Source organism: Burkholderia aenigmatica (assembly GCF_048627025.1).
Taxonomy (GTDB): domain Bacteria; phylum Pseudomonadota; class Gammaproteobacteria; order Burkholderiales; family Burkholderiaceae; genus Burkholderia; species Burkholderia aenigmatica.
The window spans coordinates 1,968,158-1,986,585 of record NZ_CP184468.1 but is presented as its reverse complement, the minus strand read 5'-3'; the positions used below and the strand labels follow the sequence as shown (position 1 = coordinate 1,986,585).

The window sequence follows — 18,428 nt, the reverse complement described above, 5'->3', positions numbered from 1 at the left end:
ACGACGCGAAGCATAGCACTGCGCCGCGCCCGCGGGACCATCCCGTCGGGCGCGGCGCGCGAAGTGTCACGGGCGGGCAACTCAGCCAAGCCAGTGCTGCACGGCCCAGGTGATCCCGTAGCCGCCGGCGATCAGCCACACGTACAGGATCAGGCCGGTCATCAGCGCACGCGGGCCGGCTGCGCGGATTTGCGCGACGCGGGTTTCGATGCCGAGCGCGGTCATCGCCATCGTCAGCGCGAAGGTGTCGAGCACGTTCAGCGTGTGGGTGACGTCGGTGGGCAGCACGTTCAGCGAATTGACGATCACGAAGCCGAGGAAACCGAGCGCGAACCAGGGCACGGCCACCTTGCGCTTGCCTTGCGCGCCGCCGGCGGTGGCGCGTGCCGAGCGGGCGAGCCACCAGCCGAGCACCAGCAGCACCGGAACCAGCAGCATCACGCGGGTCATCTTGACGATCGTCGCGATGTGCGCGACCTGCGGGCTGATGTCGCTCGCCGCGCCGACCACCTGCGCGACCTCGTGGATCGTGCCGCCGAAGAACAGACCGAGGCCGGCCGGATCGAGATTCAACAGCCCGGCGTGATACGCGATCGGGTACAGGAACATCGACAGCGTGCCGAACAGCACGACGCTGCCCACGGCCATCGCGCTCTGATGCGGCTTCGACTGCAGCGTCGACTCGAACGCGAGCACCGCGGCCGCGCCGCAGATCGCGCTGCCGGCGGCGGTCAGCAGGGCCGAATCGCGGTCGAGCTTCATGATCTTCATGCCGGCCCAGGTGCCGATCACGAGCGTGCTGACGACGACCAGCACCGACACCGTCAGGCCCGGCAGGCCGACCTGCGCGATTTCCTGCAGGCTCACGCGCAGCCCGAAGAACGCGACCGCGATGCGCAGCAGCTTGCGCGCGGAGAAGTTGACGCCGGCCGCCCAGCTGGCCGGCATGCCGTCGCGCAGCGCGTTGCCGTACAGGGCACCGGCGACGATGCCGACGATCAGCGGCGACAGGCCGAGCCCCGCGATCGCGGGAAGCTGGGACAGGCTCGTGACGGCGGCGGCGAACAGCGCGACGAACAGCACGCCGTTCAACTGGCCGCGCATCGACGGCGCGGCGGGGCTGAGATGGGGAGTCGGAGCAGTGGACATGGAAGCACCGTGATGGAGCGTGTTGCGATGCTGTAATCCTAATTTCGTTATATCGATATGAAAAATTGTGATTTGTGACGTAAACTATCCGGAAAGCCGATAATTTATCCCCATGACCCCGGATCAACTGATAACGTTCGCCGCCGTCGCCGAGCACCTGAACATCAGCCACGCCGCCGTGGCGCTGCATCTTTCGCAGCCGGCCGTGTCGGGCCAGTTGCGGCTGCTGCAGGACGAATTCGGCGAGCCGCTGTACCAGCGCGAAGGTCGCGGCATCCGCCTGACCCCGGTTGGCGAACAGCTCGCGCAGTACGCGAAGGCGCAGCGCGACACCTTTGCACAGGCGCGCGCGTTCCGCGACGCGGTGCGCGGCCTCGAGGCCGGCACGCTGCGCATCGGTGCGAGCACGACGCCCGCGAGCTACCTGCTGCCGTACCTGATCGCCGCGTTCCAGCCGCGCGCGCCGCGCGTGGCGATCCACACGATGAGCGGCAATACGGCCGACGTGGTCGCGGCGCTGCCGACGCTCGATATCGCGATGATCGAAGGGCCGCCCGGCGAGGCGCTGCCGCCGGGCACCGCGGTGCATGCGTGGCGCGAGGACGAGATCGTGGCAATCGTGCCGACCGGGCATCCGCTGGCCGCGCCCGAATACGCGTCGGGGGTCACGCTTGAAGCGCTGGCCGCCCATCCGCTGGTGTTGCGCGAGGCGGGCTCCGCCGTGCGGCAGCTCGTCGAGCGCGCGTTTGCGCATGGCGCGGCGCCGATGCGCGTCGCGTTCGAGATCGCGGGCGTCGAGGCCGTGAAGGAAGCCGTGCGCGCCGGGATGGGGGTCGGGTTCGTGTCCGCGATGTCGCTGCGTCACGACGATGCCGCGCTCGTGCTGCGCTCGCTCGCGCCCGCGCCGCTCACACGTCACTTCTCCATCCTCGTGCCGCACGGCGGCGCGCCGTCGCGGGTCGCCGCGCAATTCCTCGAGATGAGCCTCGCGCACGACCTCGCCTGAGCGGCCGAACCCGGCCCGGGCACGCGCGATGCGGGCCATCGGGTGCGCGTTCGCGTCGGGTTCCGTCTTAGGGATTTCCTCTATGGTGTGGGTCCGACACGAAGCGCACCATCCGTCTCAAGCAAATGGAACCGGTTCCAATCCGGTGAAAAGGGCAACATGACAGACATCGTGATCGTGGCGAGCGCATTCGGGATGGACCGCGTGCGTCAGGAGGGCCACAGCGCATTCGTCGCGACCGCGGCGGCATCCGGTGCGACCGGTTTCGAGGTGCGGCGTGAGCTATTCGCGTCGGAAGACGACGCGGCACCCGGCGCGCTGACCGCGCTCGGTGCGCAACTGGCCAGCCACGGGCTGTGGTCGGTCTATTCGACGCCGGCCAACCTGTATACGGAAACGGGCGCGCTCGATGCGGACGCATTACGCAGCACACTCGTGGAAGCCGACGCGCTCGGCGCGCGTTTCGTGAAATTCCAGCTCGGCGGTTTCGCCGGCGACGCGCATGCGGCCGACATCGTCGCGCTGTCGCGCGGCGCGCGGGCCCGCGTGGTGGTCGAGAACGGCCAGCTTCCGGTCGGCGGCGCGCTCGCGCAGTTCCGCGGGCTGTTCGACGCGCTGGCCGCGGCCGGCATGCCCGATGCGCTCGGGATGACCTTCGACATCGGCAACTGGCAGTGGCCGGGTGAAGCGCCGCTTGATTGCGCACAAGTGCTCGCGCCGCATGTGGAATACATTCATTGCAAGGCAGTCGAGGGTGAGGGTGCGCGTCGTTTCGCCGCCGCACCGGCGCCGAACGATCCGCTCGTGACCGGCGTGCTCGCGGCGCTGCCGCAGCAGGCGCCGCGCGGCATCGAGTTTCCGTTCGACGCGGCCGACCTGGCGGGCGATGCGTGCCGACGCGTCGCGTGGCTCGCCACCGCGTGACGGCGGCAGGATCCTGGAGAGTTCATTCATGAAAGCAGCACTCGATGTTGTGACCTACGGCGAAGCGATGGCCATGTTCGTCGCGAACGAGCCCGGCCACCTCGCGCATGCGACGCAATTCGCGAAGCGGATCGCGGGCGCCGACCTGAATGTCGCGATCGGCCTGTCGCGGCTCGGTTTCCGGGTCGGCTGGATGAGCCGCGTCGGCCGCGATTCGTTCGGCGGCTACGTGCTCGACACGCTGGCGCGCGAGGGCATCGACGCGTCGTGCGTGACCGTCGACCCGCGTTACCCGACCGGCTTCCAGCTCAAGTCGCGCAACGACGACGGCTGCGACCCGACCGTCGAATATTTCCGCAAGGGCTCGGCCGCGAGCCACCTGTCGTGCGACGACTATGTGGCCGACTACGTGCTCGGCGCACGCCACCTGCACCTGACGGGCGTCGCCCCGGCGATTTCCGCGACGTCGTGCGAGCTCGCGTTCAGGCTGGCGCGTGAAATGCGCGCGGCCGGCAAGTCGATCTCGTTCGACCCGAACCTGCGCCCGACGCTGTGGCCGTCCGCCGACGTGATGGCGAAGACGCTGAACGCACTCGCGTCGCTGGCCGACTGGGTGCTGCCGGGCATCGCCGAAGGGCGGCAACTGACCGGGCACGACACGCCGGCCGACATCGCGGGCTTCTATCTGGCGCAGGGCGCACGCGGCGTCGTGATCAAGCTCGGTGCCGAAGGCGCGTACTACCGGACGGCCGACGGCCGTGACGGAACCGTGACGGGCGAGCGCGTGCAGCACGTCGTCGACACGGTCGGTGCCGGCGACGGCTTCGCGGTCGGCGTGGTCAGCGCGCTGCTGGAAGGCAAGACGATCGAGCAGGCCGTGGCGCGCGGCAACCGGATCGGCGCGCTCGCGATCCAGGTGATCGGCGACTCGGAAGGGCTGCCGACCCGCGCCGCGCTCGATCGAATCGAAAACGTCAGCAATCGCGCGGATCGCTTAGAGGAAACCTTCACCGCGTAATGAGAGGCCGGACACGGCACAATCCTCGGACTCAATTCGTCGTGCTTGCGCACGGCAACATCCGGGACCGGGACGCGCGCCGAAGCGTGCGTTCCGACCGCGAAGCATAGGACCAGAGTAAGCGCTGAAGCGCTAACACTGGTCGACCGCGAAGCATGGGACCGGAGTAAGCGCTAAAGCGCTAACTCCGGTCGACATAGGAGACATTCTGATGGCCAATACGCTTGCTGCCCGCCGCTGGTGGACGATCATGCCGATCGTCTTCATCACGTACAGCCTCGCCTACCTCGACCGCGCGAACTACGGGTTCGCGGCCGCGGCCGGCATCAACCAGGACCTCGGGATCAGCAAGGGCCTGTCGTCGCTGATCGGCGCGCTGTTCTTCCTCGGCTACTTCTTCTTCCAGATTCCCGGCGCGATCTACGCGGAACGCCGCAGCGTGAAGAAGCTCGTGTTCGTCAGCCTCATCCTGTGGGGCGCCTGCGCGGCGCTCACGGGCGTGGTCAGCAACATCCCGTCGCTGATGGCGATCCGCTTCGTGCTCGGCGTGGTCGAGGCGGCCGTGATGCCGGCGATGCTGATCTACATCAGCAACTGGTTCACGAAGAACGAGCGCTCGCGCGCGAACACGTTCCTGATTCTCGGCAACCCGGTCACCGTGCTGTGGATGTCGATTTTGTCGGGCTATCTCGTGCACGAATTCGGCTGGCGCCACATGTTCATCGCCGAAGGCGTGCCGGCCGTGCTCTGGGCCGTGTGCTGGTGGTTCCTCGTGCAGGACAAGCCCGCCGATTCGCCGTGGCTCAACGCGCAGGAAAAGCGCGACCTCGACGCCGCACTTGCGGCCGAGCAGGCCGCGATCAAGCCCATGCGCAACTATGGCGAGGCGTTCCGCTCGCCGGCCGTGATCAAGCTGTGCGCACAGTATTTCTGCTGGAGCATCGGCGTGTACGGCTTCGTGCTGTGGCTGCCGTCGATCGTCAAGAACGGCTCCGACCTCGGGATGGTCGCGACCGGCTGGCTGTCCGCGCTGCCGTATCTCGCCGCGACGATCGCGATGCTCGCCGCGTCGTGGGCGTCCGACAAGGTCGGCTCGCGGCGCGGTTTCGTGTGGCCGTTCCTGCTGATCGGCGCGGCCGCGTTCGCCGCATCGTACGCACTCGGCTCGTCGCATTTCTGGATCTCGTATGCGCTGCTGGTCGTGGCTGGCGCCGCGATGTACGCGCCGTACGGCCCGTTCTTCGCGATCGTGCCGGAACTGCTGCCGAAGAACGTCGCCGGTGGCGCAATGGCGCTGATCAACAGCATGGGCGCGCTCGGCTCGTTCGTCGGCTCGTACTTCGTCGGCTACCTGAACGGGGCGACCGGCTCGCCCGTCGCGTCGTACGCATTCATGAGCGCCGCGCTCGTCGCCGCGGTGATCCTCACGCTGTCCGTCAAACCCCAGGCGCGCGATCCGCATCCGCTCGCGACGCCGCTGCAAGGAAAATGAATCCGATGAAGCCCCGTATCGTCGCGTACAAGCCGCTGCCCGATGACGTCCTCGCGTACCTGCGCGAGCATGCGGACGTCGTGCAGGCCGACGGCGCCGCAGCCCTCGCCGATGCGCTCGGCGACGTGGACGGCGCGATCGGCGCGAGCCTGAAGGTCACGCCGCAGATGCTCGACCGCGCGCCGCGGCTGAAGGCGTGGTCGACGATCTCGGTCGGCTACGACAACTTCGACGTCGCGGATCTCACGCGGCGCGGGATCGTACTCGCGCATACGCCGGACGTGCTGACCGAGTCGACCGCCGATACGGTGTTCTCGCTGATCCTCGCGTCGGCGCGACGCGTGGTCGAGCTGGCCGAGTGGGTGAAGGCCGGCAACTGGCATCACAGCATCGGCCCCGACCTGTACGGCACTGACGTGCAGGGCAAGACGCTCGGCATCGTCGGGCTCGGGCGGATCGGCGGCGCGGTCGCGCGCCGCGCAGCGCTCGGTTTCCGGATGCAGGTGCTGTACGCGAACCGGTCCGCGCATGCGGAAGCCGAGGCGCAATACGGCGCGCGGCGCGTCACGCTCGACGAGCTGCTCGCGCAATCGGATTTCGTGTGCCTGCAAGTGCCGCTGTCGCCGGAAACGCGTCACCTGATCGGTGCGCCCGAATTCGCGAAGATGAAGCGCGGCGCGATCCTGATCAACGCGTCGCGCGGGCCGGTGGTCGACGAAGCCGCGCTGGTCGATGCGCTGCGTGCGGGCGCGATCCGCGGCGCGGGGCTCGACGTGTTCGAGAAGGAGCCGCTGCCGGCGGATTCGCCGCTGCTGCAGATGAACAATGTCGTCGCATTGCCGCATATCGGCTCGGCGACGCACGAGACACGCCACGCGATGGCGCGCTGCGCCGCGGAAAACCTGGTCGGCGCGCTGGCCGGCACGCTGCGCACGAATCTCGTCAATCCGGATGCGCTCGCGCGCGCCTGAGCGGCGGCGGGTAACGGGCCAACCACGGGCCAACCACGGGCCGACGTCCGGCCGGCAGGGCGCCGGCTTCGTTAGAGTCGATGGTCTTGGTGCCGGAGGGCTGGCTGCGTTATGATCGCCCGCGCGTCGCATCGACGGGCCGGCATCGCTGCCGGCCGCGTCCCGCGACGGGTATCCGCGCCAGGTCCGGTGCGGCCGACTGCTTTTGCACGTGACCGGGGCGGGTGCCGACGCGCCGGCGCCGATCGTCGCGAAGCAGGGGATCGGCGCAAGCGCTGAAGGGCTATGCTGGTTGACTGCGAAGCATGGGGGGCGGTGTGAGCGCTGAAGCGTCAACGCTGGTCGACCGCGAAGCATGGGGTCAGCGTAAGCGCTAAAGCGCTACCGCTGACCGACCGCGAAGCATGGGGCCCGCGTAAGCGCTAAAGCGCTAACGCTGGTCGACCGTGAAGCATGGGGTCAGCGTAAGCGCTAAAGCGCTAACGCTGACCGACAGGAGATTCCACCGGGTGGCTTACGTTTCCAACAACAAAGGTCCGTCTGCTCACGAAGCGGCGCGGATCGTACGTCGCGAGGCACGACAGTGACCGATTCGCAACCAACCACGACGCGTCCGGCGACGATCAGCGATGTCGCGCGCGAGGCCGGCACCGGCAAAACCAGCGTGTCGCGCTACCTGAACGGCGAGACGCACGTGCTGTCCACCGATCTGCGCCAGCGGATCGAAGCGGCCATCGCGCGGCTCAACTACCGGCCGAACCAGATGGCGCGCGGGCTCAAGCGCGGCCGCAACCGGCTGCTCGGCATGCTCGCGGCCGACCTGACCAATCCGTACACCATCGAAGTGCTGCAGGGCGTCGAGGCCGCATGCCACGCGCTCGGCTACATGCCGCTGATCTGTCACGCGGCAAACGAAGTCGAGATGGAGCGCCGCTTCCTGCAGCTGCTCACGACGTACCGCGTCGAAGGGCTGATCGTCAACGCGCTCGGCGCCGACGAGGACGTGCTGCGCCCGCTGCGTGGCGCCGGCATCCCGGCCGTGCTCGTCGACCGGACGGTCGAAGGTTTCGAGGCCGACCTGATCGGCCTCGACAACGCGGATGCGATCGAGACCGCGCTCGCGCACCTGGTCGAACACGGCTTCGACGCGATCCATTTCGTCGTGCAGCCGTTCGAGCGCGTCAGCTCGCGGCGCTTGCGCGAGGCCGCGTTCCGCGCGGCACTGGCGGCGCGCGGGCTGACGGTGCCGTCGACGGTCGTGCTCGACCTGAACGAGTCCGACGCGACCGCGGCGGCGCTTGCCGACATCGATGTCCGCATCGACGACGCGGCACGGCGCGGCGTGCGCGCGGCGTTGTTCGCCGCGAACGCGCCGGTCGCGCTCGCAATCGCGCGCCACCTGCGCGCGCGTTTCGGCACCGCATGGCAGCAGAAGGCGGCGCTGCTGTCGATCGACGATCCGGAGTGGGCGGAGCTGATCGGCATCACGACGATCCGGCAGCCGACCTACGATATCGGCTACAAGGCCGTCGAATTCGTGCACGAGCGGATCGACGGCGCGGCGGGCGATGTACGCGTCTCGCTGTTGCCGGGCGAGCTGGTTGCGCGCGCGTCGACCGCAAGCTGAGTATCATTCGGGGCACGCAGCGCGCCAGGTGCGCTGCCCCGAACAAGGAAATACATGACTGTCGCTCCCGTCACGCTGGCGGTGCTGATCGCCGCCACGCTGATCATCGCGCTCCTGCCGCTCGTCCTCTACCGACTCCTGCGCAAGCCGCTGGCGCTGAACCGCCGCGACACGATCGTCGGCGTGACCGTCTTCACGCTGTTCGCGATGATCCTCGAACGCGCGTTCCACGGGCTCGTGCTGAGCCAGACGCCGCCGGATGGCTGGCTCACGCAGCCGCTCGCGTTCGTCGCGTACAGCGCGCTCGCGACCGCCGTGTTCGAGGAAGTCGGTCGCTATCTCGGGATGCGTTTCCTAAGCCGTCGCTACGGCCCGTCGGCCGGCGACAGCCGCGGAATCGGCTACGGGATCGGTCACGGCGGTGCCGAAGCGTGGTTCGTCGGCGTGCTTGTGTGGGGCCAGTGGTCGTATCTCGCGTGGCTCGCGAGCCGCGGCCAGCTCGAGACGCAGCTCGCCGACCTGCCGGGCGATACCGTCGTGCGGCTGCACGTGATGCTCGCGACGTTGTCGGCACAGTCGATCCTGCTGTTGCTGCTCGAACGCTGCGCGGCATTCGTGCTGCAGCTCGCGCTGTCGGTGCTGGTCTGGCGCGGCGTGCGCGCCGGCCGTGCGGGCGTATTGCCGCTCGCGATCGTGCTGCATGCGCTCGCGGCTGCGCCGGCGCTGCTGTACCAGGTGCGCGTGCTGCCGGCCGGCTGGGTCGAGGCCGCGTATTTCGTGCTGGCCGCGATCCTGGTCGTCGTGCTGGTGAAGACGTGCCGGCCGTCGCAAGCGGCAGCCTGACGGGAGAGACGGGATGGACGACTATCTGATCGAATGCCAGAGCGCTGAATTCGATGCGCTCGCACGCGTGATCTGCGATCTCTTTCCGGAGCAGACGCGTTTCGCCGAAAGCAGCGACGCGCGCGGGCGGTTCCTGTCCGTGCAGTGGCTCGCGATGCGTTTCGGCTCGGCGCCGAAGCGAATGACGCTCGATATCCGTATCGTGCCGGCCGCGCTCGCGCGCTATCTGGCGCTCAAGCCGATGCAGCGGGCACGCAGCCATGCGGTGCTGCATGCGTATACGGAAGCGATGCTCGGGTCGCTCGAGGAGCGGCACGCGGCCGGCGAGGCCGTCGAGCGCGATGCCGAACTCGAACTCGACGAAGACTTCGCGTGATGGTTTGCGCCGGCGAGATGCCGGCGCGCCGCATCATGCGTCGCGGTAGACCTGCGCGAAGCGCTGCGCCTGTACGACACCGTAGTCGCCGGGCGCGTACTGCATCACCCAGTCGCCGGCGACGCCGCGCAGCGTGTCGCCGTTTTCCGAGCGGGCGATCGTGAACGGCTCGTCCATCCGGCGTGCGAGCACGACGGCCGGCCGGTTCCGGTAAGCCCCCGGTGCGCCGTGTGCGAGTGCCGGATCGGCGGGCAGGTATTTGGCGTCGAAGCGCGCGCGCGACACGACCCAGCGGTCGCCGGTCGAGCCGGTGATCAGCGCGTCGCCTGCCACATAGCGGTTCGGGCCTTCGAGGCTCATCAGTTCGCCGTCGGCATCCGCGAAGGAAACAGCGACGGTTTCGTCCTTGACGACGCGACGGGCCTGCGGGTCGGTACGCAGGTCGATGTGCTTGAGTTCGAGCATGGCGGGGAAGTGCGGGAAAGCTGGAAAAGCCGGCAGCTTATCCCGAATCCGGCGCGCCGTGTGACGCGCCGGTCACCGTTAGGGCGCGGCGCCGTTCGGCCCGGACGGGCGGCACGGCGCCGGCGGGGCGGGTGTTACTGCTGCGCAGGGGCGCTGGCGGCCGGCGCGGCTGCCGCCTTGCCGTCCTTGCCCTTCGTCTTGCCCTTGCCGCGGTGCTCGCCGCCGTGGTGCAGCCAGCTGCGGAACGTCGTGTCGGCCAGCGCCTTCTGGTCGGCCGGGAAGCTCTCGTACAGCGGTGCGAAGGCGTCGGCGAGCTTCTTCGCGCCGTCGGCGTTCGCCTGCGACAGTTCCGCATACTGCTTCATGTCGTCGAGCGCGGAGACGTCGTGTTTCGCCATCCGTTCGCGATAGAGGCGGCCCATCGTGTCGCCGTTGTCGCGCATCGTGTCGGCGAACGTCTTCCACTGCGGTTCCTGCGCCGACGTGATCTTCAGCTGGTCGTGCAGGTACTTGATGCGTTGCTCGACGCGCGCTTCGTGACGTTCCGCGCGCTGCTCGGCGCTCGGCGCCGAAGCCGCGGCCGTCGTGGCCTGGGCGGGCGCTTGCGGCTGCGCCGGGGTTTGCGCGAACGCGCTGGCTGCAACGACGAGCGTAGCGAGGGTGAGCGAGATTTTCTTCATGGTTGGCTCTCCGGGGTGGTGTCTTGCGAGCGGGCGCGGCGGCAAGTGCCGCAAGCGCGCTTCTCGCGTCGCCCGTTATTAGTAGCACGTTGCGTGCGGCGCAGCAGTGAATGCGACACTTGCTTACATCCGATACGAATCGAAATTGAAAGGTTCGTATCGGATCCGGGCAAGGTCGTTTGGGCGCGCCGGCGTTCGGCGCTATCATCGCGTCACCTTCCACTCAGCCGGCGCGTCGTGCCCCGGCCCAGCCTCATGCGTCCACCCCGCCTCGACCAACTCGACGATCTCGACCGGCAACTCGTCGCGCTGCTGCAAGCCGATGCGCGCGCCAGCGTCGCGGATCTCGCGCGCCAGCTCGACGTGGCGCGCACGACGGTCGTCGCACGCATCGCGCGGCTCGAACGCACCAACGTGATCGCCGGCTATAGCGTCCGGCTCGGGCAGGACGTGCTCGACGCGAGCATCTACGCGTATGTCGGCATCATCCTCACGCCGAAGTTCGGCAAGGACGTGTTGCGCAAGCTCGACCGGATGCCCGAAGTGCAGTTGCTGTGCGCGGTGAGCGGCGAGTACGACTACGTCGCGTGGCTGCGCGCCGATTCCCCCGAACGGCTCAACGACCTGCTCGACCAGATCGGCACGCTCGAAGGCGTCGAACGCACGACGACGTCGATCATCCTGTCGCGCAAGATCGATCGCGGGACGATCGGCGGCTGACGCGCGTCAAGCGCGGTGTCCGTCGTGCCGTGCGTGCTGCGCCGGCGTATCGGTACGGCCGTCGTGGTGCGCCGCGCCAGGCGGACGCGCAAGCGGAATCCGCACCGAGATGCGCAAGCCGCGCGATGCCGCGTCGTCCGCATATGCGAGCGTGACGTCTGCGCCCATCCGGTCCGCGACGATCTTCACGATCGACAGGCCGAGCCCGGAGCCGATCTGCGCGCTGCCGGGCACCCGGTAGAACGGATCGAACACGCGCTCGCGTTCGTGCGGCGCGATGCCCGGCCCGGTGTCGGTGATCGTCACGCACGCGTGCGTGTCCGTGCGTTGCGTCGACAGGTCCACGCGTCCGCCCGGCGGCGTGTAGCGGATCGCGTTGTCGACCAGGTTCATCACGAGCGACACGAGTTCGAGCTCGTCGACGGGCACGGAGATGTCCGGGCCGTCTTCGATGCCGATGTCGAGGGTTTTCGCATCGGCGAGCGGCATCAGGTCTTCCAGCACGCGGCGATAGACCGCATGCACCGACACGTCGCCGGGCGGCGCCGCTGGCGCGCTTTGCGCCCGTGCGAGTGCGAGCAGTTGCCCGATCAGGTGGCGGCTGCGGTCGAGCCCGCCGCGCAGCGCGGCGAGCCGCGCACGCGCATCGTCCGGCAGGTCGGCATCGGCGAGGCGCTCGGCCTGCAGCGACATCGCCGTGAGCGGCGAGCGCAGTTCGTGTGCGGCATCGGCGACGAAGCGGCGCTGCGCGGCGACCGACTGCGCGACACGCTCGAGCATCCGGTTGATCGCGACGACGAACGGCCGCACCTCGACCGGCACGCGATCGGCCGGCACCGGGCGCAGGTCGTGCTCGTCGCGCGCATCGATGCCGGCGGACAGCGCGGCGACCGGGCGGAACAGCTTGCGCACGAGATCGGCGACGAGCAGCAGCAGGATCGGGACGAGGATCAGCAGCGGCAACGCGGTGCGCCACGCGCTTTCGCGTGCGACGTCGTCGCGCATGCCGGCTTCCTGCGCGACCGCGATGCGCTCGCCGTTCGCGAAGGTCCGGACCATCACGCGATACGTGCTGCCGCCGGCTTCGACCGTATGCAGCCCGTCGGCGAGCGTCGGCGCCAGCGCCAGCCGCGGCGCGCCGTCGCCGCCCGGTTGCGGTGCGCCGCCGAGCGGCTGCACGAACACGCGCGACAGCTCGTCGCTTTCGCGCGCCGGCCCGCCGGCGGCGGCATGGAGCGACGGCGCGCGCTGGCGGTCGAGCAGCGTCGCGACCTCGCGCAGCACGTCGTCCTGCAGCTCGTGCGCTTCGTCGAATGCCGATGAAAACGCGAACGCGGCTGCGGCCGTCGCGACGACCAGGATTGCGGCCGACAGCGCGACCGACAGGCGAAACCCGATCGACTCGCTCAGGCGTTTCTTGAAACCATCCATCCCGCCCCCCTGACGTTCTTGATCACGGTGCTGCCGAGCTTGCGGCGCAGCGAATGGATCAGGAATTCGACCGCGTTGCTTTCGACTTCCTCGCCCCAGCCGTACAGGCGATCCTCGAGCTCGCGCCGCGACAGGATCGCGCCCGGGCGCACCAGCAGCGCGCGCAGCAGCGAGAATTCGCGATTCGACAGCGGCACCGGCGCGTGCCCGTCGACGGTGGCCTCGCGCGTCGCCGGATCGAGCGACACGATCCCGTTGCTCAGCAGCGGCGCGGCCGAGCCGGCCCGGCGCCGGATCGCGACGCGGATCCGCGCGAGCAGCTCGGCCATCTCGAACGGCTTCACGATGTAGTCGTCGGCGCCGCCGTCGAGGCCGCGCAGGCGATCGTCGAGCCCGTCGCGGGCCGTGACGATCAGCAGCGGTGCGCTGGCGTCCTTCGCGCGGATGGCGGCCAGCACGTCGAGCCCGTCGCGGCCGGGCAGGCCGAGGTCGAGCAGGATCAGGTCGTAGGGCTGCGCGGCGAACGCGGTCAACGCGTGCGCGCCGTCGGTGACCCAGTCGGTGGCGTATGACGCATCCTTCAGCGCGGCATGGACGGCCTCGCCGATCATCGGGTCGTCTTCGACGAGCAGTATTCGCATGCGTGTTCTCCGTGCCGCGCAAACGCCGCCAGCGTATGCGATTCCCGCGCGGGCGTCACGCGTCGCGTGTCGCGCGCGCGGCAATCCTCATTTGCCGCTGAACCGGTCGAGGGCCGCGAGCAGGCTCTTCATCGCGGCGGCCGAATCGGCCTGGGTCGGATGGTCGGCGCGCAGCGCGGAAAGCGCGCGGTCGATTTCCTGGTCGACCATGTGCCAGTCGGCGGCGGCGCGCGGCTTGAGACCGGCTTCGGCCGAGTCCCACGCGATCTCGAGATCCTTGATGCGCGTTTTCGCGCCGGGCAGGTCGCCCTTGGCGACGAGCGCGTTCACGTCGACGGCGATCGTGCGGAATTGCGACAGGTCGCCGAGCTTCGATGCGTGGGCCGCTGCCGGCGACGCTGCGGCCGAGGCGGGCAGCGAGCTCGATGCGTTCGCATCCTGCTGCTTCGAACAGCCGGCGGCGGCGCTCAACAGGGCAATCGTGGCTGCGGCAACGGCGAGACGGGAAACGGGATGGGGGATGCGCATGGCGTGTCCTCGATTCGATGAACGGAAAGTACGGAAAGAACGGAAAGGAAAGAGCGTCATTCGGCGGACCCGGCGCGCGTGCGCGGGCCGCTGCCGAACTGCGCGACGGCGACGAGCAACACGATCACGGTCAGGAACAGCAGGCTCGTCCATGCGGCGCCGAAGCCGAGCCCGCCATAGGTGCGGGCCTGCGTGAGCAGGTCGCCGAGCGACGCGCCGAACGGGCGCGTCAGGATGTAGGCGATCCAGAACGTCAGCACGGCGTTGACGCCGAGCCGCCACATCGCGAACACGGCCGCGATCAACGCGCCGAAGCACAGCGCGCCGAGCGTGAAGCCGAGCCCGAGCGCCTCGGTCGCGAGATCGCCCGCGGCGGTGCCGAGCGCGAACGTGCAGAGGATCGCGGCCCAATAGAACAGCTCGCGCCGCGGCGTGACGATCGTCTCGATCGACAGCGTGCCTTCGACGCGATGCCACACGAAGAAGATCGCGGCGAGCGCGACGGCAAACGCGGCGGTGCTCGCATAGAGGCTGACGTTCAGGCCGTCGGTGAGCAGGTCGGTGATCTGCGTGCCGACGATGCTGACCAGCACCACCGTGAGCCAGTAGATCCACGGCACGTAGCGGCGCGTGCGCAACTGCAGCCACAGCGCGACTGCGAGCAGCGCCGCCATCGCGATGCGCGTGACGGTCTGGCCGAGCCCCGCGTTGACCGCGAGAAAGTCCGCGCCGGTTTCGCCGACCGTGGTCGACATGATCTTGATGATCCAGAACGAGAGCGCGACGTCGGGCACCTTGTTCAGCCAGTGCGACGTGCGGTTGACGGACAGGGATTGCATGCGATGCCTCCTTGGCGATCGGGTGGTCGGCATGCAGTCTGAAACGGAAGACTTAGGCCAGCCATAGCGAGGCCGGCAGCGGGAAAAAAGCGTCGTTTCGACGTTTCGACGAAATGTGTCGTCGAAGCGTCGAAATTATCGGTCGTTTCGCATCATTCTTCGTCTTGGAACTGATTTTGAGCGTCCCTAAACTGTGTTCATGGCTCAACGCCGTTCACAACACCAACCCATCATCAGGAGATAAGCGCATGAAAATCGCCATCGTCGGCGCAGGTCTGATCGGCCACACCATTGCTCACATGCTGCGTGAAACGGGCGACTACGAAGTCGTCGCGTTCGACCGCGATGCGGATGCGCTTGCGAAGCTGTCGCGTGAAGGCATCGCGACGCAACGGGTCGATTCGGCCGACGCGAACGCGATTCGCGAAGCAGTGAAGGGCTTCGATGCGCTCGTCAACGCGCTGCCTTACTACCTCGCGGTCAACGTTGCCGCCGCTGCGAAGGCTGCCGGCGTCCACTACTTCGACCTGACCGAAGACGTCCGCGCGACCCACGCGATCCGCGAACTGGCCGAAGGCTCCGACCGTGCGTTCATGCCGCAGTGCGGCCTGGCACCGGGCTTCATCGGTCTCGCCGCACACGAGCTCGTGAACGGCTTCAGCGAAGTGCGTGACGTGAAGATGCGCGTCGGCGCGCTGCCCGAGTATCCGACCAACGCGCTGAAGTACAACCTGACGTGGAGCGTCGACGGCCTGATCAACGAATACTGCCAGCCGTGCGAAGCGATCCGCGACGGCCGCAAGCAGTGGGTGCAGCCGCTCGAAGGCCTCGAGCACTTCTCGCTCGACGGTACCGAATACGAAGCGTTCAACACGTCGGGCGGCCTCGGTACCCTGTGCGAAACGCTGTCGGGCAAGGTCGAGACGCTCGACTACAAGTCGGTGCGCTATCCGGGCCACCGCGATCTCGTGCAGTTCCTGCTCGAGGACCTGCGCCTGTCGACCGACCGCGACACGCTGAAGTCGATCATGCGCCGTGCCGTGCCGTCGACGAAGCAGGACGTCGTGCTGGTGTTCATCACGGTGACGGGTGTGAAGGACGGCCAGCTGGTGCAGGACGTGTTCACGCGCAAGATCTTCGCGAAGGACGTGTGCGGGATGCACATGAGCGCGATCCAGATCACGACGGCCGGCGCGATGTGCGCGGTGCTGGATCTGTTCCGCGAGAAGAAGCTGCCGCAGAGCGGTTTCATCCCGCAGGAAAAGGTGTCGCTGAAGGCGTTCCTGTCGAACCGCTTCGGCAAGCTGTACGAGGGCGGCACGATGGAGCGTGCGCACGCGGTGGCCTGACCACCCGCCAACCTCCGGCACGAGGGCCTTACGACGCCGGGAGCGCAGCAGCGCTTCCGGCGTTGTTTTTTGCGGGTAACGAAACAGAAGGGCCGGTCAGGCCGGCAGCGGCGGGACGATCGTTGCCGCCGGCGGAGGCGGCGCGATGCGGTACAGCAGCGCATCGACGTCCTTGTCGGAGGGGGCGGTGTTGTCGAACATCACGATGCCGTCGCATTCGTGGCCGGTCGGCACGAAGCGGCGCTGCCGGTATTCGTCCCAGTGCGCGAGCTTGTAGGCATCGTTCGGGTTGCCGCGCGCGACGATCCGCTGGTGCGCGACGTCTTCCGACGTGTGAACCCAGACGACCGTCAGCGTGACGTCGGGCGCAATGCCGAGCCACGCGCGGTCGAGAATGCGGCGATCGCGCACTTCGCGCGACAGCGGGCCGACGACGAGTGCGCCGATGCCGAGCGCGAGATTTTCACGGGCCGTGTCGAGCAGGCCCTGGTATTCGGGATCGCGCAGGTGCTTCAGGTAGAGCGGGCTGTCGCGGTCGTTCGGATCCTCGGTGAGCGCGCCCATCGCGGCCGAGCTGTAGCGGCCGTACAGCGTGTCCTTGTCGAGCAGGCAGAACGCCTCGCCGGTCGCGCGCATCAGCGGCCCGATGAGCCGCTTCGCGAGCGTGGTCTTGCCGGTGCCGGCGTGACCGCAGAAGAACACCAGATGCGTCACGAAGCCTTGCCTCCCGACCGCGGGCTCGACGCGCCGTTGCGCTTGTCGCCGCGCGAGAAGACTTCCGCTTCCAGCCACATCGCGTTGATGATGCCGAAGCCGAGCGCCACGCCGATGCCGAGTATCCACGAGAAATACCACATGGGTCTGTCTCCTTGACGGTTGGGCCGCACGGCCGTGCGGCGTGTGGTTCGAAGTGTCCCGATACGCATGCTGCGGTGCATGCAGCCCGATCATGACCAATATCGCCGTGCCGCGCAAGCCGGGCCGCCTGCGCAGCAAACCGGTAAACTGATGCGCAAACCGCAACATCACGGACAACATGCTGATCAACTGTGCTGCATACCAGGACGGCCGCAAGCTGGCCGACATCGATATCGACGCCATCAGCGACTACGTGTCGAAGCCCGAGTGCTTCGTGTGGGTCGCGCTGAAGGATCCGACGCCTGCCGAACTCGACCTGATGGGCGAGGAGTTCGGGCTGCACGAACTGGCGCTCGAGGATGCCCGCAAGGGGCATCAGCGACCGAAGATCGAGGAGTATGGCGATTCGCTGTTCGCGGTGCTGCATATGGTCGAACTGGACGACGACGATGAATTGAATGTCGGCGAGTTGAACGTGTTCGTCGGACCGAACTATGTGCTGTCGATCCGCAACCATACCGAGCAGGATTTTCGCGACGTGCGCAAGCGTTGCGAGCGCGAGCCGCATCTGCTCCAGGAAGGCTCGGCATTCGTGTTCTACGCGCTGATGGACCAGGTCGTCGACCGCTATTTCCCGATCCTCGAAACGCTCGGCACCGAACTCGAGGCACTCGAGGACCGCATCTTCGCGAAGGCCACGCCCGCGTCGTCGCGCGCGATCATCGAGGATCTCTATTCGCTGAAGCGCCGGCTCGTGATGCTGTACCAGCACACGGCGCCGTTGATCGAGCCGCTCGCGAAGCTCACCGGCGGGCGCATTCCGCAGGTCTGCAGCGGCATGGAGCCGTACTTTCGCGACGTGTACGACCATTTGCAGCGGATCGTGAAGACGATCGAAGGGCGGCGCGAGATGGTGGTCACGGCGATCCAGGTCAATCTCGGGATGATCTCGCTGGCCGAAAGCGAAGTGACGAAGCGGCTCGGCTCGTTCGCCGCGCTGTTCGCGATCCCGACGATGATCGCCGGCATCTACGGGATGAACTTCGCGAACATGCCCGAACTGCACCTGAAATACGGTTTCTACGGCTGTATCGCCGTGATGGTCGTCGCCGATTTCGCGCTGTGGTGGCGATTCAAGCGGGCAGGGTGGCTGTAGTCCCGCGTCGCGCCTAGCGCGGCGCGTGCTTGCCGATCACGACTTGCCACGGACGCACGCGCCACGATTTCACGACGCCGTTCTGCACGTACGGATCGGCGCGTGCGAACGACTCGGCCGCCTCGGGCGAATCCCCTTCGAACACGAGCACGGCCTGGTCGGCCGGGTCCGACAGCGCGCCGGCGAGCACGAGCTCGCCGCGCTCGGTCGCGGCCTGTGCCAGCGCGAGGTGCTGGGCGCGGAACGGTTCGCGACGGGACAGGTAATCGTCGACGAGTTCGTAGATCAACTGGTAATGCATGGTGGCTCCGGTAGGAATCGCGGCGGCCGGTGGGTGTGTCAGCGCGCCGTCGGT

The 18,428-nt window shown here is 68.0% G+C and carries 21 protein-coding genes; 11 read left to right on the top strand and 10 right to left on the bottom strand.

All coding sequences use genetic code 11. From position 1 onward, the window contains the following. Positions 1–81: 81 nt before the first annotated feature. Positions 82–1,149, bottom strand: coding sequence for a YeiH family protein (locus ACN8ZM_RS09300; RefSeq protein ID WP_011352183.1), 1,068 nt, complete (start codon positions 1,147–1,149; stop codon positions 82–84). Between the two features lie 112 nt (positions 1,150–1,261). Here ACN8ZM_RS09300 and ACN8ZM_RS09295 point away from each other — a divergent pair, with 112 nt between their 5' ends. The 8 genes from ACN8ZM_RS09295 to ACN8ZM_RS09260 all read left to right on the top strand — a co-directional run bounded on the left by ACN8ZM_RS09295 (position 1,262) and on the right by ACN8ZM_RS09260 (position 9,406). Continuing rightward, the gene (locus ACN8ZM_RS09295; RefSeq protein WP_089450564.1) at positions 1,262–2,155 is read left to right on the top strand and encodes a LysR family transcriptional regulator; all 894 of its coding nucleotides are present in this window, start codon (positions 1,262–1,264) and stop codon (positions 2,153–2,155) included. Between the two features lie 159 nt (positions 2,156–2,314). After that, positions 2,315–3,079 carry a sugar phosphate isomerase/epimerase gene (locus ACN8ZM_RS09290; RefSeq protein ID WP_420209853.1) on the top strand — a complete coding sequence of 255 codons (765 nt, stop codon included), beginning with the start codon at positions 2,315–2,317 and terminating at the stop codon, positions 3,077–3,079. A 28-nt stretch (positions 3,080–3,107) separates the two neighbouring features. Then, on the top strand, positions 3,108–4,097 hold the full coding sequence (locus ACN8ZM_RS09285) for a sugar kinase (protein WP_043183194.1): 990 nt from the start codon (positions 3,108–3,110) through the stop codon (positions 4,095–4,097). A gap of 211 nt (positions 4,098–4,308) precedes the next feature. Further along, positions 4,309–5,589: an MFS transporter gene (locus ACN8ZM_RS09280; protein WP_420209852.1), complete on the top strand. Its 1,281-nt coding sequence runs from the start codon at positions 4,309–4,311 to the stop codon at positions 5,587–5,589. 5 nt (positions 5,590–5,594) lie between these two features. Continuing rightward, positions 5,595–6,560, top strand: a complete 966-nt coding sequence (locus ACN8ZM_RS09275) for a 2-hydroxyacid dehydrogenase (RefSeq protein WP_420209851.1) — start codon at positions 5,595–5,597, stop codon at positions 6,558–6,560. A gap of 583 nt (positions 6,561–7,143) precedes the next feature. Next, positions 7,144–8,187, top strand: coding sequence for a LacI family DNA-binding transcriptional regulator (locus ACN8ZM_RS09270; RefSeq protein WP_043183001.1), 1,044 nt, complete (start codon positions 7,144–7,146; stop codon positions 8,185–8,187). A 54-nt stretch (positions 8,188–8,241) separates the two neighbouring features. Next, entirely contained in the window at positions 8,242–9,030 is a 789-nt protein-coding gene (locus ACN8ZM_RS09265; RefSeq protein WP_043183000.1) for a YhfC family intramembrane metalloprotease, read from the top strand. A 13-nt stretch (positions 9,031–9,043) separates the two neighbouring features. Further along, on the top strand, positions 9,044–9,406 hold the full coding sequence (locus ACN8ZM_RS09260) for a DUF3022 domain-containing protein (protein ID WP_043182999.1): 363 nt from the start codon (positions 9,044–9,046) through the stop codon (positions 9,404–9,406). Between the two features lie 33 nt (positions 9,407–9,439). Here ACN8ZM_RS09260 and ACN8ZM_RS09255 read toward each other — a convergent pair whose 3' ends face one another. Then, positions 9,440–9,871, bottom strand: a complete 432-nt coding sequence (locus ACN8ZM_RS09255) for a PGDYG domain-containing protein (protein ID WP_021160921.1) — start codon at positions 9,869–9,871, stop codon at positions 9,440–9,442. Between the two features lie 134 nt (positions 9,872–10,005). Next, positions 10,006–10,551 (bottom strand): Spy/CpxP family protein refolding chaperone, encoded by a 546-nt coding sequence (locus ACN8ZM_RS09250; RefSeq protein ID WP_089450559.1) that lies wholly within the window; start codon positions 10,549–10,551, stop codon positions 10,006–10,008. Positions 10,552–10,806: 255 nt separating this feature from the next. Here ACN8ZM_RS09250 and ACN8ZM_RS09245 point away from each other — a divergent pair, with 255 nt between their 5' ends. Continuing rightward, positions 10,807–11,271, top strand: coding sequence for an Lrp/AsnC family transcriptional regulator (locus ACN8ZM_RS09245; RefSeq protein WP_006481526.1), 465 nt, complete (start codon positions 10,807–10,809; stop codon positions 11,269–11,271). A 6-nt stretch (positions 11,272–11,277) separates the two neighbouring features. Here the strand turns inward: ACN8ZM_RS09245 and ACN8ZM_RS09240 are convergent, their stop codons facing one another. From ACN8ZM_RS09240 to ACN8ZM_RS09225, 4 genes are all read right to left on the bottom strand, one after another. Then, entirely contained in the window at positions 11,278–12,702 is a 1,425-nt protein-coding gene (locus tag ACN8ZM_RS09240; protein WP_420209850.1) for a sensor histidine kinase, read from the bottom strand. Then, complete coding sequence (locus ACN8ZM_RS09235; RefSeq protein WP_420209849.1) at positions 12,678–13,343, bottom strand: response regulator; 666 nt, start codon at positions 13,341–13,343, stop codon at positions 12,678–12,680. The genes ACN8ZM_RS09240 and ACN8ZM_RS09235 overlap by 25 nt, the downstream gene beginning before the upstream one ends. Before the next feature lie 87 nt (positions 13,344–13,430). Then, on the bottom strand, positions 13,431–13,871 hold the full coding sequence (locus tag ACN8ZM_RS09230) for a hypothetical protein (RefSeq protein WP_043182993.1): 441 nt from the start codon (positions 13,869–13,871) through the stop codon (positions 13,431–13,433). A gap of 56 nt (positions 13,872–13,927) precedes the next feature. After that, positions 13,928–14,710: a hypothetical protein gene (locus tag ACN8ZM_RS09225; protein ID WP_420209848.1), complete on the bottom strand. Its 783-nt coding sequence runs from the start codon at positions 14,708–14,710 to the stop codon at positions 13,928–13,930. A gap of 248 nt (positions 14,711–14,958) precedes the next feature. Here ACN8ZM_RS09225 and ACN8ZM_RS09220 point away from each other — a divergent pair, with 248 nt between their 5' ends. Further along, the gene (locus tag ACN8ZM_RS09220) at positions 14,959–16,059 is read left to right on the top strand and encodes a saccharopine dehydrogenase family protein (RefSeq protein ID WP_043182990.1); all 1,101 of its coding nucleotides are present in this window, start codon (positions 14,959–14,961) and stop codon (positions 16,057–16,059) included. A 96-nt stretch (positions 16,060–16,155) separates the two neighbouring features. Here the strand turns inward: ACN8ZM_RS09220 and ACN8ZM_RS09215 are convergent, their stop codons facing one another. Together ACN8ZM_RS09215 and cydX are read right to left on the bottom strand one after the other, a co-directional pair. Continuing rightward, positions 16,156–16,773 carry an AAA family ATPase gene (locus ACN8ZM_RS09215; RefSeq protein WP_043182988.1) on the bottom strand — a complete coding sequence of 206 codons (618 nt, stop codon included), beginning with the start codon at positions 16,771–16,773 and terminating at the stop codon, positions 16,156–16,158. Then, positions 16,770–16,916, bottom strand: coding sequence for a cytochrome bd-I oxidase subunit CydX (gene cydX, locus ACN8ZM_RS09210; RefSeq protein ID WP_043182986.1), 147 nt, complete (start codon positions 16,914–16,916; stop codon positions 16,770–16,772). Before cydX ends, ACN8ZM_RS09215 begins: the two co-directional genes overlap by 4 nt. Before the next feature lie 179 nt (positions 16,917–17,095). Between cydX and corA the strand changes: the two genes are divergently transcribed. Beyond that, on the top strand, positions 17,096–18,073 hold the full coding sequence (gene corA, locus ACN8ZM_RS09205; RefSeq protein WP_089450554.1) for a magnesium/cobalt transporter CorA: 978 nt from the start codon (positions 17,096–17,098) through the stop codon (positions 18,071–18,073). A gap of 13 nt (positions 18,074–18,086) precedes the next feature. Here corA and ACN8ZM_RS09200 read toward each other — a convergent pair whose 3' ends face one another. Further along, a complete protein-coding gene (locus ACN8ZM_RS09200) occupies positions 18,087–18,374 on the bottom strand; it encodes a YciI-like protein (protein WP_043182983.1) in 288 nt (95 codons plus the stop codon). Positions 18,375–18,428 lie beyond the last annotated feature (54 nt).

Coding starts and splice junctions, on each gene's coding strand:
- ACN8ZM_RS09290 (WP_420209853.1), top strand. CDS start 2,315: ATGACAGACATCGTGATCGTGGCGAGCGCATTCGGGATGGACCGCGTG.
- ACN8ZM_RS09260 (WP_043182999.1), top strand. CDS start 9,044: ATGGACGACTATCTGATCGAATGCCAGAGCGCTGAATTCGATGCGCTC.
- ACN8ZM_RS09265 (WP_043183000.1), top strand. CDS start 8,242: ATGACTGTCGCTCCCGTCACGCTGGCGGTGCTGATCGCCGCCACGCTG.
- ACN8ZM_RS09280 (WP_420209852.1), top strand. CDS start 4,309: ATGGCCAATACGCTTGCTGCCCGCCGCTGGTGGACGATCATGCCGATC.
- ACN8ZM_RS09245 (WP_006481526.1), top strand. CDS start 10,807: ATGCGTCCACCCCGCCTCGACCAACTCGACGATCTCGACCGGCAACTC.
- ACN8ZM_RS09240 (WP_420209850.1), bottom strand. CDS start 12,702: ATGGATGGTTTCAAGAAACGCCTGAGCGAGTCGATCGGGTTTCGCCTG.
- ACN8ZM_RS09235 (WP_420209849.1), bottom strand. CDS start 13,343: ATGCGAATACTGCTCGTCGAAGACGACCCGATGATCGGCGAGGCCGTC.
- ACN8ZM_RS09250 (WP_089450559.1), bottom strand. CDS start 10,551: ATGAAGAAAATCTCGCTCACCCTCGCTACGCTCGTCGTTGCAGCCAGC.
- ACN8ZM_RS09275 (WP_420209851.1), top strand. CDS start 5,595: ATGAAGCCCCGTATCGTCGCGTACAAGCCGCTGCCCGATGACGTCCTC.
- ACN8ZM_RS09230 (WP_043182993.1), bottom strand. CDS start 13,871: ATGCGCATCCCCCATCCCGTTTCCCGTCTCGCCGTTGCCGCAGCCACG.
- ACN8ZM_RS09200 (WP_043182983.1), bottom strand. CDS start 18,374: ATGCATTACCAGTTGATCTACGAACTCGTCGACGATTACCTGTCCCGT.
- cydX (WP_043182986.1), bottom strand. CDS start 16,916: ATGTGGTATTTCTCGTGGATACTCGGCATCGGCGTGGCGCTCGGCTTC.
- ACN8ZM_RS09220 (WP_043182990.1), top strand. CDS start 14,959: ATGAAAATCGCCATCGTCGGCGCAGGTCTGATCGGCCACACCATTGCT.
- ACN8ZM_RS09300 (WP_011352183.1), bottom strand. CDS start 1,149: ATGTCCACTGCTCCGACTCCCCATCTCAGCCCCGCCGCGCCGTCGATG.
- ACN8ZM_RS09285 (WP_043183194.1), top strand. CDS start 3,108: ATGAAAGCAGCACTCGATGTTGTGACCTACGGCGAAGCGATGGCCATG.
- ACN8ZM_RS09225 (WP_420209848.1), bottom strand. CDS start 14,710: ATGCAATCCCTGTCCGTCAACCGCACGTCGCACTGGCTGAACAAGGTG.
- corA (WP_089450554.1), top strand. CDS start 17,096: ATGCTGATCAACTGTGCTGCATACCAGGACGGCCGCAAGCTGGCCGAC.
- ACN8ZM_RS09295 (WP_089450564.1), top strand. CDS start 1,262: ATGACCCCGGATCAACTGATAACGTTCGCCGCCGTCGCCGAGCACCTG.
- ACN8ZM_RS09255 (WP_021160921.1), bottom strand. CDS start 9,871: ATGCTCGAACTCAAGCACATCGACCTGCGTACCGACCCGCAGGCCCGT.